The organism is Embleya sp. NBC_00888, assembly GCF_045207655.1.
Taxonomy (GTDB): Bacteria; Actinomycetota; Actinomycetes; order Streptomycetales; family Streptomycetaceae; genus Embleya.
In genome coordinates, this window is the sequence record NZ_CP108785.1 from 1928850 (window position 1) to 1942923 (window position 14074).

The window sequence follows — 14074 nt, forward strand, 5'->3', positions numbered from 1 at the left end:
CGGTGGCCGGCCCGACCTTCGGCCGGGTGCCCGAACCCCGGTACTCGGTGACCGCGCCCGCCGCCGGTCCCGCCACCGGTTCGGCCGCCCGTTCAGCCCCCCGTTCAGCCGCCGGGCGTCCGTGCCGCCGGTTCCCGGGTCAACCAGTCGTGCCGGATCCCCCGGGTCCGGTTCGGCTCCACGTCCGGGCGCCGAAGCGGCAGCACGACCTCGACGCGGGTGCCGCGCCCGGTCGGCGGGGTCCCCACCGTGACGCGTCCCAGGTGCAGCGCCACCTGTTGGGCGACCAGGGTCAGCCCCAGGCCCGCCCCGGGGCTGTCCGGGCCCCGCCGGAACCGCTCGAACACCGCGTCGCGCCGCTCGACCGGTATGCCGGGCCCGTCGTCGTCCACCCGGATCCGGGCCCCGTCCTCCCCGGCCTCGACCCCGATCCGGATCGAGACCGCGCCGTCCGGCCCGCGCCCGTGCACCAAGGCGTTGCCGATCAGGTTGTCCAGGAGCAGCCGCAGCCCCGGTCCCAGGCCGTCGATCCGGACCTCGTCCTTCGGGGCGGACACGACCAGGTCCGCGTCGGGTCGGTGGGTGCGCGCGTCGCGGGCCGCCGCGTGTGCCAGTTCGCCGAGATCGACCCGCTCGAAGGCCTGCCCGTCGGCCAGATCGCCCTGCGCGAGCGCGCGCAGGGACGCGAGCAGGGACAGGATCCGCTCCTGCCCGGCCGCGAGGTCGGTGACGATCTCCGTACGCTCGGCCGGCGCCAGTTCGGGGTAGGTCGCGAGCACGTCCAGGTCGGTGCGCATGCCGGTGAGCGGTCCGCGCAGTTCGTGGTCCACCGTCGCGGCGAACGCCCGGGCCGTCTCCAGCGCCTCCCGGGTCCGGGCGGTCTGCGTGTCGTAGCGACCCAGGACCGCCGCGAGCGTGCGGCCGAGATCGTCCACCTCGGCGACCCCCGACGCGATGTGCACGTCCGGGCGCGCCGCGTCGTCCGGTTCGATCGCGGCCGCCCGCCGACGCAGCGCCCGCAACGACCGGGTGGCGGTGCTGCCGACGGCGAGGCCGGCGAGCGCGGAGACGGGTACCGCGAACCCGGCGACCACGAACACGCGCCGGCGCAGCAGCGCCGTGCGGGCGTCGGTCTCCGAGGTGGGCTGGAACACCCGCAGCGTGCCGGTCGCGCCGAGCGGGCGGCTGACCATGCGCCACGCCTTGCCGCCGGCACGCACGGTGACCGGGCTCCGGCGCCTCGCGTCCGGCAGCGGCACGCCCGCGGGCGGTTGGGGCCCGGCCGACACCGGGCCACCGGGCAGTTCGACCCGTACGCCGAGGTCGAGCGCACCGTCCAGCAGCCGATTCTCCCGAGCCCGTACGGCGTTCTCCCGCTCGTTCTCCACGGCACGCACCAGGGCTCGTGCGTCGGGTGCGAGGTGGTCGGCGCGCTGCCGCAGGGCCACGTCCTGACGGTGGGTCACATCGGCGGTGACCCACCGGACGACCAGGGTTCCGGCGGCGATCACCAGCAGCGGAACGAGCACGCCCACCGCCAGCGCGATCCGGGTGGACAGCCGCATGGCCGGTCTGCGGCGCGTTTCGCGGGCCCGGTCCGAGGCGGCGGTCACCGCCGACCGTCCGGCACCCGCAGGACGAAGCCGACGCCGCGCACGGTGTGCAGCAGGCGCGGTCGGTCGCCGGCCTCCAGCTTGCGGCGCAGATAGCTGACGAAGGTGTCGACCACGTCGGTGCGTACCTCGAAGTCGTATCCCCAGACGCGGGCCAGCAGTTGATCGCGGGTCAGCACCTGGCCGACGTTGCGCACGAACACGTCGAGCAGGGCGAACTCGCGACCGGTCAGGTTCACCGGCTCGCCGTCGTGGGTGGCCAGGTGCGCGGCGCGGTCCAGCACGAGCGGGCCCGCGCGCAGCACCGACTGCGTCGCGGCGTCCGGTGGTCGGCGGCGCAGCAGCGCCCGCAGCCGCAGGTCGAGTTCGCGCAGGTCGAAGGGTTTGACCAGGTAGTCGTCCGCGCCCGATTCCAGGCCGGTGATCCGGTCGGCCGTCTCGTCCCGGGCGGACAACATCAGCACCGGGGTCTCGATGCCCCGGGCCCGCATCGTGGCGCAGACCTCGATGCCGGAGCGGCCGGGCATGGCCACGTCCAGCACGATCGCGTGCGGTGCCCGCGGCACGGGGCGCTCGGCGCTGCCCGTGAGGTCGAGCGCGGCGGCTCCGTCCGACGCGAGCAGCACGTGGTAGCCGGCCAAGCGCAGGCCGCGTTCGAGGGCGCGGCGGATCGCGGGGTCGTCGTCGACGACCAGGACGCGCGGCGGATCGCCCGGATCCCGAGGCCGGTGCTCGTCGTCGATACCTGGTGTCGTGGTCATCGTGTGCCGTCCCGCGTTCGCCGGCCTCCCGGAGGTGGGGAGACTCTACGTTGATCCGCACGTGGATCCGCGGTGGGGGACGCGACCGGTCGGCCGACAGTTCCACCCGCCGCGCCGGGCGCGGGCCCGAGCGAACGACCTCGCGCCCCGCACCATGCGGTGCGGGGCGCGAGGATTCCGGGTCAGGCGTGCGTACGGCGCGGCAACTTCCAGCCGGGGCGGGGGAAGTGGCAGGTGTAGCCGTGCGGGTAGCGCTCCAGGTAGTCCTGGTGCTCGGGCTCGGCCTGCCAGAAGTCGCCCAGCGGCTCCACCTCGGTGACCACGTCACCCGGCCACAGGCCGCTGGCCTGCACGTCCGCGATGGTCTCGATCGCCGTCGCGCGCTGCTGCTCGTCGGCGAAATATATCGCCGAGCGGTAGCTCCGGCCGATGTCGTTGCCCTGCCGGTCCCGGGTGGTCGGGTCGTGGATCTGGAAGAAGAACTCCAGGATGTCGCGGTACGTCGTCACCGAGGGGTCGAAGAGGATCTCGATCGCCTCGGCATGGTCGCCGTGGTTGCGGTAGGTCGCGTTCGGGACGTCGCCGCCCGAGTAGCCGACCCTGGTGGCGGTGACCCCCGGCTGCTTGCGGATCAGGTCCTGCATCCCCCAGAAGCATCCGCCGGCCAGAACCGCCTTCTCCACCTGAGCACTCATGTCGCAACTCCTGACTGCCTCGACTACTCACCCGGGAAGAGAACAAGCGACGCGAGGCGGGTGTTCCCGCCGGTCGCCGGGGCCGGGGATGGATACCTTCATCGTATCGATCCCGGCCCCGGCCCCGGTGGCGCCCATCCGGATCGACGGTCCGGTCGGCCGGGACGGGTCGGCCGATCCGGCCGGCGATCCGGGTCAGCCGATCCGGTCGAACCCTTCGTCGCGGCCCGGCCCGGTCGCCGGCTCCGAGCGCGGCGCCGCCGCGGCGGTCGGGTCCACCTCGTCGGCACAGACCGTGCCGCGCGGTGGGAGGTCCAGATCGGTCAGGTAGGCCGTGGCCGCCGCCTTGGCACACGCACTGCGGCCGAAGGCGGTGTGCCCCTCGGCGCGGAAGGTGAGCAGCCGGCCGTTGTCCAGCCGATCCGCCAGCGCGACCGCGTCCCGGTAAGGGGTGTCGGGGTCGCCGGTGGTGCCCAGGACCAGGATCGGCGCGGAGCCCCACGCCCGGTACGAGCCCTCGTGTCGGCTGACCCGCTCACCGGTCCACTGCACACAGGCCGGGGCGTGGTTGTGGTCGTAGGTGGGCGGCCCGAAGCCGATCGCCGGGCCGAGCAGCGGCGCGTCGCGGACGTTGGCCCGCACGTTGCGCTCCAGTCGGCCCATGTCCTGCGGATAGACCCGATCGACACACTCGACGGCGATGTTCGCGGTGAGGAAGTCGAAACTCGCCGGCGACGGCGGTCGCAGCAGGAACGCCGTACCGTCGCGCAGCTCCGCCTGCCGCAGCGCCGCGCCGAACGCGGGCCGGATCGCCTTGCCCTCGTTGATGTTGAACATCAGTCGATACACCAGGGTGTAGCCGTTGGCGAGCGCTCCGGACGGGGTGACCACCGGATGTGCGTCCAACTCGGACACCAGCCGGTCGAAGGCGCCGCGCGCGTCGCCGCCGCCGAACCCGCAGCCGGTCGGGTCGGCGGAGCACCAGTCCAGGAAGCGGCCCATCGCGCCGTCGAGGGCCAGATACTGCGGCCGGTCGTACTCGTAGGGGCGGTTCGCGTACCGCACCGGGTCGTACCCGCCGTCCAGCACCATCGCGCGGACGCGTCCCGGGTATCGGTCCGCGTACACCGTGCCGACGAAGCTGCCGAACGAACGTCCGTAGAACGAGAGCCGGCGCTCGCCCAGGGCCTGTCGCAGCAGGTCCAGGTCGCGGGCGACGTAGCCGGTGCCCATGAACGGCAGTACGTCGCCGGCCTTGGCGGCGCACGCGGCGTCGAAGTCCCGCGCGGTGGTCACCGCGCGCCGATACGCGTCGGGGCCCGGGTGCCCCGGCGAGGACCCGATCTCCTGGGCGTAGCGGGCGTCGTCCCAGCACTCGTACGGCGCGCTGCGCCCGATTCCGCGCGCGTCGAAGCCGAACACGTCGAACCGGTCCCGCAATTCCGCGGGCAGCGCGGCGTGGTTGCCGCGCACGAAGTCGACTCCGGAGTTGCCCGGTCCGCCCGGTTGCATCACCAGGGTGCCCAGCCGCCTGCTCGGATCCGCGGCCCGGTGTCGGATCACCGCGAGGGTGAGGGTCCGGCCACGGGGGTCGCGATAGTCCAGCGGCACCGTGGCGTTCGCGCATTCGAAGGTCGCGTCCTGGGCGCAGGGTGCCCAGGCCAGGGTGGGTGTGGGCGGTGCGCTCTCGGCGGTCGCGGCGGCGGCGTTCACCGAGCCGGCCCCGATCACCGACAGGCCGGCGACCACGATCGCGGCGACCCGCGTACGCAGCGCGCGCCGCCGGGTCGGGCCGGCCGGCCGGTCCCGACGCGCGAAGGCGCGGGTGGGGTCGTGCGCGGACGGTAAGGCGTGGCGGTCGGGTGTCATGGTCTCACCGATTCCGTTCCGGGAGTGGGCGGTCGGGCTCGTGCCGAAATATCGCAGACCGGCCCGCTCCCCGTCGCCGGAACACCCGGGATCACCCGCCCACCGCCGGGGCCGCTCGGCCGGGCCCCGTCCGGCGGATCCTGGTGGGTCTCCCGGACGGGGCCTAGAACGCGTCGACGTCGATCGAGATATGGCCCGGGCCCATGGCGCAGACCCGCCACTTCCCGTTCTCCCGGCGCAGGTCGACGTTGTAGGGAGAGGCCGAATGGTCCTGTCCGGTGACCTTCACGTTGACCGTGGCCGTGTCGTCGGTCCGGGTGGAAGCGACGAGTGAGAAGCTGAATCCGGTCCCCTCGCCGGCCAGGATCCGATGCGCGTCCGCGCCGTTCGCACCGGCGCAGGCGCCGTAGAGCGCCGCGGGTGAACCGCCGTCGGCGACGGTACGCAGATACTCCCGCGTGACGTCGTGCTCCGCCCCGTCGAACGCGGCCGGAGCCAGGGCGCACGACACGGCCGCCAGGGCCGCCGCCACCCCCGCGACCCGAAATACCTTCCGTGATCCCGCTGTTCGCCTACCGGCGCCACGCACCACGGTCCCCCACTCGGTTGTACGACCGGACGCGGTTGTACGGCCGGTGGATGGTAGCGCGGACCGACCGCCGATTGGGGCTTCGGGCCGACCCATCGGTCGCCCCGAGCAAGGGTTGATCCGCTTCGCTGTTCGAGCGAGTGCGTTCTTCCGTCGGCCCGTCGGCACCGTCTACGGGCGCCTCATTTCACATCCGGCCGAGAAAGCCGCCGACGACCCGCAACTCCCGGCAGCAATCCTGGAGTTCGCCGCATTCGACCGGCGGGATCGGCTCCCGACCCGAAGAGCACCGATCGCCCATAAGTGTTACTTAGAGCTACTAAGGGTGATTTTCGCAATATATGAGGCAACTTTCCGCATTGCCGTCGCGTTCCCCATCGGACCGCCGATCACGCGCCGGCTGCGAAGGAGAGATCGTCCCTGATGCGTACCACTCGTGTCTTTTGCAGCACCGTAGCCGCCGGCCTGTTGGCCGTAGCCATCGGAGGCACCGCCACGGCCGTCGAGGGTCCCGGCCCGCAGACCAAGGACATCAAGGCCGAGGCGTCAGGCGCCGACACCGGATCCGGCGCGGAGCAGGGCAAGAAGGGGAGCGGCGCCCCGACTTGCCCCCGTCCGGCGCACGACTGCTCGAGCAAGCCGGCGCACAAGCCGGCCGAGAAGCCGGCGGACAAGCCCGACCACAAGCCGAGCAGCAAGCCGGCGGACAAGCCCGACCACAAGCCGAGCGGCAAGCCCGCGGACAAGCCCGACCACAAGCCTGCGGACAAGCCGGAGCACGAGCCGGCGGACAAGCCCGACCACAAGCCTGCGGACAAGCCGGAGCACAAGCCGACCCACAAGCCGGACGGCATCATCATCAACCACGTGACGAACACCGTCGTCACGAACAACCACATCAGCCACACGACCAACAGTCACGTGGTGAACAACCACAAGACGGTCGTGATCGACCACCACAAGCCCGTCAAGCACCCCGTAAAGCACCCCGAAGCGGTGAAGCCGGCCCCGCACAAGCCCGTGCACAAGCCCGCCGCGCCCGTCCACAAGCCCGAAGCCCGTCCGGAGGCCAAGCCGGCCGGCCAGACCAAGCTGCTGCCGGTGGGCGCGGTGGCCGGTGGCGAGGGTGGCACCACCGAGTCCGACAACAGCCTCCTGGGTCTGGGCGCCGCACTCGCCGTCGCGGGTGCCGGGGCCGGTGCGTTCGCGCTGCGCCGGGGCAACCTGCGTGGCTGACACACCTTTCGTCCATCGCGCCGGCCGCCGCCTCCTGCTGGTGGCGGCCGTCGCGGTGCTGGTCTGCGGCGTCGTGCTCGCCGTGCTCGGTTATCAGGAACGACGTCCACCCGCCGCGGCCACGGCCGCGCCCAAGGTGGTGTCCACACACGCGCCCGCCACGACGCCCACCGGCGGTCCGGGCGGCTCGAATGGCCCGGCCGACCCCGTCCCTCCCGCCGCGCCGGCGGTCGAGGGCCCGATCCTCGCCCGCGCCGAGCCCGCCTCGGTCGACATCGCGGAGATCGGCCTGCACGCCCCCGTGACCTCGGTCGGGCTCGGTGCGGACGGCGCCGTCGAGGTGCCGCCCCCCGATCCGGAGCGTCATGCCGGCTGGTACAACCAGGGACCCACCCCGGGCGAACTCGGCCCCGCCGTGGTGGTCGGCCACCTCGACTCCGCCTCCGGCCCGGCCGTGTTCTACGACGTCGGCACCCTGCACCCGGGGTCCACCGTGGAGATCCGCCGCGCGGACCGGAGCACCGCGGTGTTCACCGTCGACTCCGTGGAGCGCTTCGCCAAGGCCGAGTTCCCCACGCAGCGGGTGTACGGCGACCTGAACCGAGCCGAGTTGCGCCTGATCACCTGCGGCGGCGACTACGACCCCGACAACGGGGGCTACCAGGACAACACCGTGCTGTTCGCACACCTGACCGGTTCACGCTGACATTCCGCTTCCCCCTCCTCTCCCCCATCCGACAGCGGCCTCCCGCCCGGGAGTTCGGCCGGGCCCGGCGATCCGCCCGGCCCGGCCGACGCGCTACCCCGGTGCCGGTCAGACCACGCGCAGCGGGGCGCCGGCGGTGCGGCCCGAGCCGAGCCCGTCGGCGTGGATGCGGTAGTCGCCGGGGGCGGCCCCCTCGCGGACCGAGATCGAGGCGGATCCGGCGGTGTCCGCCGTGACCGTGGTGATGGTCCCGGAACCGGCCCCGGTCCAGCGGAAGGTGATCCGCTCCCCGGGGCGGAATCCGGCCGCGCGCGCCGTGTAGGAGGCGCCGACCGCGACGGTACTCGTGGAGAGCGTCAGGGTCGGCGCGGGCGCCGCCGGCGACGTGGCGGCCACCACGCGCAGCGGCGCGGCGGCGAGCCGGCCGAACACGGCCCCCCGGGCCAGGATGCGGTAATCGCCCGGAGCCGCGCCTTCGCGCACCGAGATCACCGCCGTCCCGTCACGGTCCGCGGTGACGGTGTCGATGGTTCCGGCACTGGCCCCGGTCCATTGGAAGATGATCCGCTCTCCGGGTTCGAAGCCGGCCGCGCGCGCGGTGTACGACGCGCCGACGGCGACCGTGTTCGTCGACAACGTCAACGTCACCGGTGGCGCGGCCGTGCGCGAGGGGCTCGTCGGCGCGGCACTTCGACCGCCGGGGCGGTTGGTCGAGGTGGTGGGCGCGGACCGGCCGGGCGCGGGCGACGTCGAGGTGGTGGGCGCCGATCGGCCGGGCGCGGGCAGCGTCGACGGGTTGTTGTCCGCGGGAGGCGCCGGTCGGCGTTCGGAGACGGTGTCGGCCTCGCCGGCGGTGCCGGTCGGCCGCACGATCGTGACGTCGGGACGGTCGAGGTCGGTCAGCACGATGCGGGACATCGGGTCGCCGTCGCCGCCGGTCACGGCGACGACCGCGCGCTTGTCGTACACCCGCTTCCAGGCCGGGGTCAGACCGTTCGCCTCGATCCGGTCCGGCGCCTGGGCCAGGGCGGTGAGCGGGTTGCCGCAGCCGCACTTGACCACCGGCCGACCCCACGGGTCGACCAGCACCGCCGTACCCGCCTGGAGCAGCGCGGGGTAGCCCTCGGCCGTGCCGCCGCGGAACCGGTGGTTGCGCACCAGCGCGTCCTGGCGCAGCAGAACGGGCGTGGTGCGGGCCACGAAGTCGTCGATCTGCGCGATCGTGATGCCCAGGGCGGCCGTCCACGCGGCGGCCTTGACCGGGTCCGCCGCCGGCAGCGCGACGAGCCTGGGCCGGTCGCAACCGGGCACGTCGCGCGCGACGCCGTACAGGCCGGGGGTGTCGCCACGACGACGGCCGCCGTCCGGCGCCGGGTGGACGTCGGCCCGGTCCTGGCCCAGGCGCTCGAAGAAGGCGGACGCGGTGGCCGTGACGGCCGCTTCGGCGCTCACCTGTACGGCGGTGCGGGCGAGCAGCGCGCAGCCGCCGACGGCGGATCCGAGCGTCGTCGCCGCGAGCACGCAGGCCACCGCCGTACCCGTGCGACGCGGGAGGTGAAGCGGGGTGCGTGCGGTTCGACGAGCGACCGAACGCGGGTGCGAGAGCAGGTACATGGAGGCATCCCTTCGCCTGGGGGCCGCGCGTGACGACCCGTTCGGTGGGGATGTGCGTCCGCGCCCGGATTTCTCTCCGAATCCGCGGGAACTTCTTTTTTCGCGACCCGCCGCCCACCGGACGCCGGGTCCGGATCGGCGTGCGGATCAGCCCGAGACGAGTGCCGTCGGGAAGATCCGGGCCAGGTGGTAGTCGATGACCACCCGCACCTCCGCGAGCGAGCGGCGGTTGTGCACGACGTCCAGGCCCAGCCCGGTGACCCCCGACACCAGCAGGTCCGCCTCGTGCCCGGCGTCCAGGCCCGGCGCCACGAGGCCGGCCGCGCGACCCGTCTCGATGATGTCCGCGACCAGGTGCTCCAGCGGTTGTTCGGCGGCCAGGAAGACCTCCGCGAGCTCCGGGTCGGTCAGACTGCGGGCGTAATAAGCCGCGAACACCCGCAACGCGAAGCCGCGTTGCTCGTCCATCGGCAGGAACTCGCCCAGGATCGACCGCAACAGCCCGGGGATGTCACCCGCGTCGGCCGGAATCCGGGTCCTGGCGAGCCGACCGTTCTCCTCGTGCAGCAGACGCAGCGCGTCGACCAGGAGGGTGTGCTTGCCGGCGAAGTGGTACTGGACCAGCCGCAGGGACACCCCGGCCTCCGTCGCGATCCGGCGCATGCTCGCCGCGTCCAGGCCCTGTTCGGCGGCGATCCGCCACACCGCCTCGGCGATCCGGCGCCGTTGCCGGGCCCGGACGTCCCTCGGTCGGGCCGCCGCCGGCGTGGCCGGAACGGGCGGCTGCTTGCGTCGGCGATACGCCCGGCCCTGGCAGCTCCGGGAGCAGTACAGGGCGGGGCGGCCGCGGTGCGACCCGGCGATGTCGGCGCCGCACATCCGACACCCCGACCGTTTTTCGTCACGCATGGTGCTCATTCTAGCGTTGGAGTTTGTGTGACGAAACGCAACTATTGCTGCCTGCAAAGGCAGGTTTCGGCTCATCTCGCTGATACGTTCGTAACGCAAAACGTTGAAGGAGGGAGTCCATGAGACATGACGTTCGACAGATCCTGGGCATGGTCGTGATGGTGGCCTTCGGACAGGGGTTGGTCCGACTTCTCTTCGGCGACGACGAGCGCGGGCTGCTCCCGTGGCTCCCGGGCGGCTTCGCGCCGGCGCTGCTCGCGTACTCCGTGCTCACCGCCGCCGGCGCGCTCCTCGCGGCCCGCGGCTACACCCGCGCCAAGGCCCTGGGGCGCCGCGAATGACTAGGACGTACGCAGGGCCTCGGGCGGGTTCGGGGCACTCGCTCCGCGCGCCCGATCAGCGCCTCGATCACAGGTCCCGGCGGCGGATCCGGATCGCGGCCACGGTCGGCGGCACGACCGCGTAGGCGCCCATCACCGCGGCGGCGGCGATCGGCGGCAGGGTCGTGCCGTAGATGGAATAGGGGTTGCCGGTGCCCGCCGTTTGGCCCGGAAGGCTGTCGAGCGCGAACGAGCCGGCCCGTGTGTCCCAGGGCGCGGGCAGGTTGTGCACGACCATCGGAACGACGTACAGGAGGCCGGCCACGGCGCTGATCGTGCCCGCCGTGGACCGCAGCAGCGCGCCCAGCCCGTATCCCACCAGCGCGGCCACCGTGATCGCCAGGCTCTGCGCGATCAGCAGGCCGGTCGTGGGAACACCCGCGTCGCTGTAGGCGGGGATCGGCCGGTCCCCGACCACGGCCCGGGTCAGGTACGACGTGGCGAACACGCAGGCCGATCCGAGCGCCAGGGCGAACGCGCCGACGACCGCCGCCTTCGCGCACACCACGCGTCCGCGCCTGGGCACCGCGACCAGCGTGTCCCGGATCATGCCGCCGGCGTACTCGGAGGTGATCGTCAGCGCGCCGAGCACGGCCATGCTCATCTCGGCGACGGTCAGGAAGAGCGGTTCCAGGGGCGACATGGAGAAGTGCGCGCGGTCCGTCGCCGACAACCCGTCCCAGGTGTGCGCGCCGTACGCGGCGAGTGCGCAGGTGCCGGCCATGGCGACGGCGAGCGTGGCAAGGACGATGTACGTGGAGCGCACGGTGCGCAGCTTGAGCCATTCCGCGGCGAGCACGTCGGTCATCGCGCCGGCTCCGTCGGCACGAATTCGAGGCGGCCGGCCGTCAGTTCGACGTACGCCTCCTCCAGCGAGGCGGTTCGCGCGCGGATTTCCCACACCGGGATGCCGCGGGTCGCGGCGAGGTCGCCGATGTCGTGCGGTTCGAGCCCGCGCACCACGAGTCGGCCGTCCGGCTCCGTCGCCACCGTCGCGCCCGCGGACACCGCGGCCGAGGCCAGTTCGCCCGCGCGCGGCGAACGCACCAGCACACCCCGGGCGAAACGATCGGTGAGCTCGCGCACGGAGGTGTCGGCGATCAGACGCCCTTCGGCGATCACGATCAGGCGATCGGCGGTCAGTTCCATCTCGCTCATCAGGTGGCTGGAGACGAAGACCGTGCGGCCCTCGCCGGCCAGGGCGCGGATCCGGTCGCGGAGTCGGCGGATGCCGTCCGGATCCAGGCCGTTGGTCGGCTCGTCCAGGATCAGTACGCCGGGATCGCCGAGCAGCGCCGCGGCCAGTCCCAGTCGCCGGCGCATGCCCAGCGAGAATCCGCCGACCCGGGTGCGACCGACCGCGGCCAGGCCGACCTGTTCCAACACGGCGTCGACGCTGCGGCGCGAAATGGCGTTGCTGCGGGCCAGCCAGCGCAGGTGGTCGACCGCGGTCCGTCCGGCGTGCGCGGTGTCCGCGTCGAGCAGCACACCCACCTCGCGCATCGGGCGCGGCAGTTCGGCGTAGGCGCGGCCGTCGATCCGGGCGGTGCCGTGGGTGGGCGCGGCCAGGCCGAGGATCAACCGCAGGGTGGTGGACTTGCCGGCGCCGTTGGGGCCGAGGAATCCGGTCACCACACCGGGACGCACCACGAAGGACAGCGCGTCGACGGCGGCGACCCGCCCGTATCGCTTGGTCAGGTCTTCCACTTCGATCATGCGGATCACCCTCGGGTGCCCGGGGGGCGTGGCACATCGGGCGGCCGACTGACATCCCGGGGGATGAGGCGGACCGCGGTCGCGCTCCGTAGGGTCGGGGCGTGAACGAGTTCGGCCTGCGCTCGGCGGTGACCCGGCGGCTGACCCGACGGTGGTTGTTCGCGCTGGACGGCGCGGCCGCCGTGGGGTTCACGCTCGCCGCGTGGTCGGGCGGACACGGAAGTCATCTGCCGTGGTGGGCACGCGGATTGTTCGCCCTGGCAATCGGGGCTCCGGTCGCGGTCCGGCGCCGGTGGCCGGTGCCGGTGTTCGCCGTGGTGCTCGCCGCGTGTATCGCGGCGGAAGTCGTGGGCGCCGCCCGCACGTTGTTCGTCGCCGCGGCCTTCGCGCTGTACCCGGTCGCCCTCTCCCGGCACCGCCGCCGCCTGCCCACGCCGACCATCGCGGCGCTCGGCGCGGGCTCGCTGTTCGCGCTGGCCGCGTTCGGGCCCGCGTACGCGTGGCGGGTCGATCCGGCGCCGGCCATGGCCGCGACCGGCGCGCTGGGCGGCGCGTGGACGATCGGCCGGACGGTCCGCGCCCGCCGCGAGTTCGCTGCACGCACCGCCCGGGAATCGGCCGAGCGCGCGGCGGCCGACGAACGGCTGCGCATCGCACGCGAGTTGCACGACGTGGTCGGGCACACGATGGGGGTGATCGCGGTCAAGGCGTCGATCTCGGGCCATGTGGCCGAGAGCCGCCCCGGGGAGGCGGTCGAGGCGCTGCGGGTGATCGAGGCCACCAGCCGCGAGGCGTTGACCGATCTGCGCCGGATGCTCGGCGTGCTGCGCGCCGAGGAGGAGGCCGGGTCACGACCGACTCCCGGCGTCGCCGAGTTGGGGGCACTGGTCGAACGGGCCGCGCGGATGGGCGTACGGGTCACCCTGCGGGTCGCGAGCGCGCGCGAACTCCCCGAGGGCGTCGGCCTGTCCACGTTTCGCATCGTCCAGGAGGCGTTGACGAACGTGACCCGACACGCCCCGGCCGCCCGCTGCGAGGTCTCGGTCGAGGCGGACGGCCGGCGGGTGCGGATCGAGGTGAGCGACGACGGTCCCGGCACCGCGGCCGGCCCGCACGGCTACGGGCTCGTCGGGATGCGCGAACGGGTGGCGCTGCACGACGGCACGCTCACCGCCGGTCCGCTCGCCGGGGGCGGCTTCCGCGTGGTCGCCGTGTTGCCCTACCGCCAGGATCCGGCGCCCGGGCGGGCGGGGGCGGCCAGGCCGGTGTCGTAGCAGGCGATCACCAACTGCACACGGTCGCGGGCGCCGAGCTTGTCCAGGAGGCGGCTCACGTGCGACTTGACCGTCGGCAGGCCGACCCGCAGGCGCGCGCCGATCTCGGCGTTGGACAACCCTTTGCCGACCAGCACCAGGACCTCGCGTTCGCGGTCGGTCAGCCCGACCAACTCACCGGAAGACGGCGCCGGTTCCCCGCTCGGGGCGGTCGGCCCGTAGCCGGCGATCAGCCGTCGTGTCACGGTCGGTGCCAGGAGCGCCTCGCCGGCCGCGATCACGCCGATCGCGGTGAGCAGTTCGGCCGGCCGGGTGTCCTTGAGCAGGAAGCCGCTCGCGCCCGCGCGCAGTGCCGGATACACGTAGGCGTCCAGGTCGAACATGGTCAGGATGAGCACCCGGGTGCCGGGTACGCCCTCGGGTCCGCAGATGTGCCGGGTCGCCTCGACGCCGTCCATCTCCGGCATCCGGACATCCATCAGGACCACGTCCGGGCGTTCGCGCCGGGCCAGTTCGACCGCCTCGACGCCGGTGGCCGCTTCGCCGACCGTCGCCAGTCCCGGCGCGGTGTCCACGAGCATCGCGAAGCTGCCTCGCAACAAGGCCTGATCGTCGGCGATCAGCACCCGGATCGACACCTCGGACCCCGTCCGTCACCCCCGACACCGTGCCACGACGATACCCGGCCGGCACGTGCCACACGGCGCGAGGC

General features: G+C 73.4%; 14 protein-coding genes. 4 read left to right on the forward strand and 10 right to left on the reverse strand.

The features are described 5' to 3' along the window. Positions 1–104 precede the first annotated feature (104 nt). The 5 genes from OG948_RS42700 to OG948_RS42720 all read right to left on the reverse strand — a co-directional run bounded on the left by OG948_RS42700 (position 105) and on the right by OG948_RS42720 (position 5470). Entirely contained in the window at positions 105–1613 is a 1509-nt protein-coding gene (locus tag OG948_RS42700; RefSeq protein WP_331770364.1) for a HAMP domain-containing sensor histidine kinase, read from the reverse strand. Further along, positions 1610–2374: a response regulator transcription factor gene (locus OG948_RS42705; RefSeq protein ID WP_331770365.1), complete on the reverse strand. Its 765-nt coding sequence runs from the start codon at positions 2372–2374 to the stop codon at positions 1610–1612. Before OG948_RS42705 ends, OG948_RS42700 begins: the two co-directional genes overlap by 4 nt. A gap of 182 nt (positions 2375–2556) precedes the next feature. Next, the gene (gene msrA / locus OG948_RS42710) at positions 2557–3069 is read right to left on the reverse strand and encodes a peptide-methionine (S)-S-oxide reductase MsrA (protein ID WP_331770366.1); all 513 of its coding nucleotides are present in this window, start codon (positions 3067–3069) and stop codon (positions 2557–2559) included. Between the two features lie 195 nt (positions 3070–3264). Further along, positions 3265–4938, reverse strand: a complete 1674-nt coding sequence (locus tag OG948_RS42715; protein ID WP_331770367.1) for an alpha/beta fold hydrolase — start codon at positions 4936–4938, stop codon at positions 3265–3267. Between the two features lie 163 nt (positions 4939–5101). Continuing rightward, a complete protein-coding gene (locus OG948_RS42720) occupies positions 5102–5470 on the reverse strand; it encodes a hypothetical protein (protein WP_331770368.1) in 369 nt (122 codons plus the stop codon). Positions 5471–5950: 480 nt separating this feature from the next. On the opposite strand from OG948_RS42720, the gene OG948_RS42725 reads away from it, so the two are divergent. Both OG948_RS42725 and OG948_RS42730 read left to right on the forward strand, forming a co-directional pair. Beyond that, on the forward strand, positions 5951–6763 hold the full coding sequence (locus OG948_RS42725) for a hypothetical protein (RefSeq protein WP_331770369.1): 813 nt from the start codon (positions 5951–5953) through the stop codon (positions 6761–6763). Further along, complete coding sequence (locus tag OG948_RS42730) at positions 6756–7469, forward strand: class F sortase (RefSeq protein ID WP_331770370.1); 714 nt, start codon at positions 6756–6758, stop codon at positions 7467–7469. The genes OG948_RS42725 and OG948_RS42730 overlap by 8 nt, the downstream gene beginning before the upstream one ends. 108 nt (positions 7470–7577) lie before the next feature. Here the strand turns inward: OG948_RS42730 and OG948_RS42735 are convergent, their stop codons facing one another. Both OG948_RS42735 and OG948_RS42740 read right to left on the reverse strand, forming a co-directional pair. Then, positions 7578–9083, reverse strand: a complete 1506-nt coding sequence (locus OG948_RS42735) for a DUF6777 domain-containing protein (RefSeq protein ID WP_331770371.1) — start codon at positions 9081–9083, stop codon at positions 7578–7580. A 147-nt stretch (positions 9084–9230) separates the two neighbouring features. Beyond that, positions 9231–9992, reverse strand: coding sequence for a TetR/AcrR family transcriptional regulator (locus OG948_RS42740; RefSeq protein ID WP_331770372.1), 762 nt, complete (start codon positions 9990–9992; stop codon positions 9231–9233). A gap of 119 nt (positions 9993–10111) precedes the next feature. On the opposite strand from OG948_RS42740, the gene OG948_RS42745 reads away from it, so the two are divergent. After that, positions 10112–10333, forward strand: coding sequence for a hypothetical protein (locus OG948_RS42745; RefSeq protein WP_331770373.1), 222 nt, complete (start codon positions 10112–10114; stop codon positions 10331–10333). A 67-nt stretch (positions 10334–10400) separates the two neighbouring features. Here the strand turns inward: OG948_RS42745 and OG948_RS42750 are convergent, their stop codons facing one another. Both OG948_RS42750 and OG948_RS42755 read right to left on the reverse strand, forming a co-directional pair. Beyond that, complete coding sequence (locus OG948_RS42750) at positions 10401–11180, reverse strand: ABC transporter permease (protein ID WP_331770374.1); 780 nt, start codon at positions 11178–11180, stop codon at positions 10401–10403. Then, complete coding sequence (locus OG948_RS42755) at positions 11177–12088, reverse strand: ATP-binding cassette domain-containing protein (RefSeq protein WP_331770375.1); 912 nt, start codon at positions 12086–12088, stop codon at positions 11177–11179. The genes OG948_RS42750 and OG948_RS42755 overlap by 4 nt, the downstream gene beginning before the upstream one ends. 101 nt (positions 12089–12189) lie before the next feature. Here OG948_RS42755 and OG948_RS42760 point away from each other — a divergent pair, with 101 nt between their 5' ends. Further along, positions 12190–13362 carry a sensor histidine kinase gene (locus tag OG948_RS42760; RefSeq protein WP_331770376.1) on the forward strand — a complete coding sequence of 391 codons (1173 nt, stop codon included), beginning with the start codon at positions 12190–12192 and terminating at the stop codon, positions 13360–13362. On the opposite strand, the gene OG948_RS42765 is transcribed toward OG948_RS42760, so the two are convergent. After that, entirely contained in the window at positions 13308–14000 is a 693-nt protein-coding gene (locus tag OG948_RS42765) for a response regulator transcription factor (RefSeq protein ID WP_331770377.1), read from the reverse strand. The genes OG948_RS42760 and OG948_RS42765 overlap by 55 nt on opposite strands. Between the last annotated feature and the right edge of the window lie 74 nt (positions 14001–14074).

Excerpts from the sequence above, each read along its gene's own strand:
- msrA (WP_331770366.1), bottom strand. The coding sequence starts at position 3,069 with ATGAGTGCTCAGGTGGAGAAGGCGGTTCTGGCCGGCGGATGCTTCTGG.
- OG948_RS42725 (WP_331770369.1), top strand. The coding sequence starts at position 5,951 with ATGCGTACCACTCGTGTCTTTTGCAGCACCGTAGCCGCCGGCCTGTTG.
- OG948_RS42705 (WP_331770365.1), bottom strand. The coding sequence starts at position 2,374 with ATGACCACGACACCAGGTATCGACGACGAGCACCGGCCTCGGGATCCG.
- OG948_RS42715 (WP_331770367.1), bottom strand. The coding sequence starts at position 4,938 with ATGACACCCGACCGCCACGCCTTACCGTCCGCGCACGACCCCACCCGC.
- OG948_RS42755 (WP_331770375.1), bottom strand. The coding sequence starts at position 12,088 with ATGATCGAAGTGGAAGACCTGACCAAGCGATACGGGCGGGTCGCCGCC.
- OG948_RS42750 (WP_331770374.1), bottom strand. The coding sequence starts at position 11,180 with ATGACCGACGTGCTCGCCGCGGAATGGCTCAAGCTGCGCACCGTGCGC.
- OG948_RS42735 (WP_331770371.1), bottom strand. The coding sequence starts at position 9,083 with ATGTACCTGCTCTCGCACCCGCGTTCGGTCGCTCGTCGAACCGCACGC.
- OG948_RS42745 (WP_331770373.1), top strand. The coding sequence starts at position 10,112 with ATGAGACATGACGTTCGACAGATCCTGGGCATGGTCGTGATGGTGGCC.
- OG948_RS42740 (WP_331770372.1), bottom strand. The coding sequence starts at position 9,992 with ATGCGTGACGAAAAACGGTCGGGGTGTCGGATGTGCGGCGCCGACATC.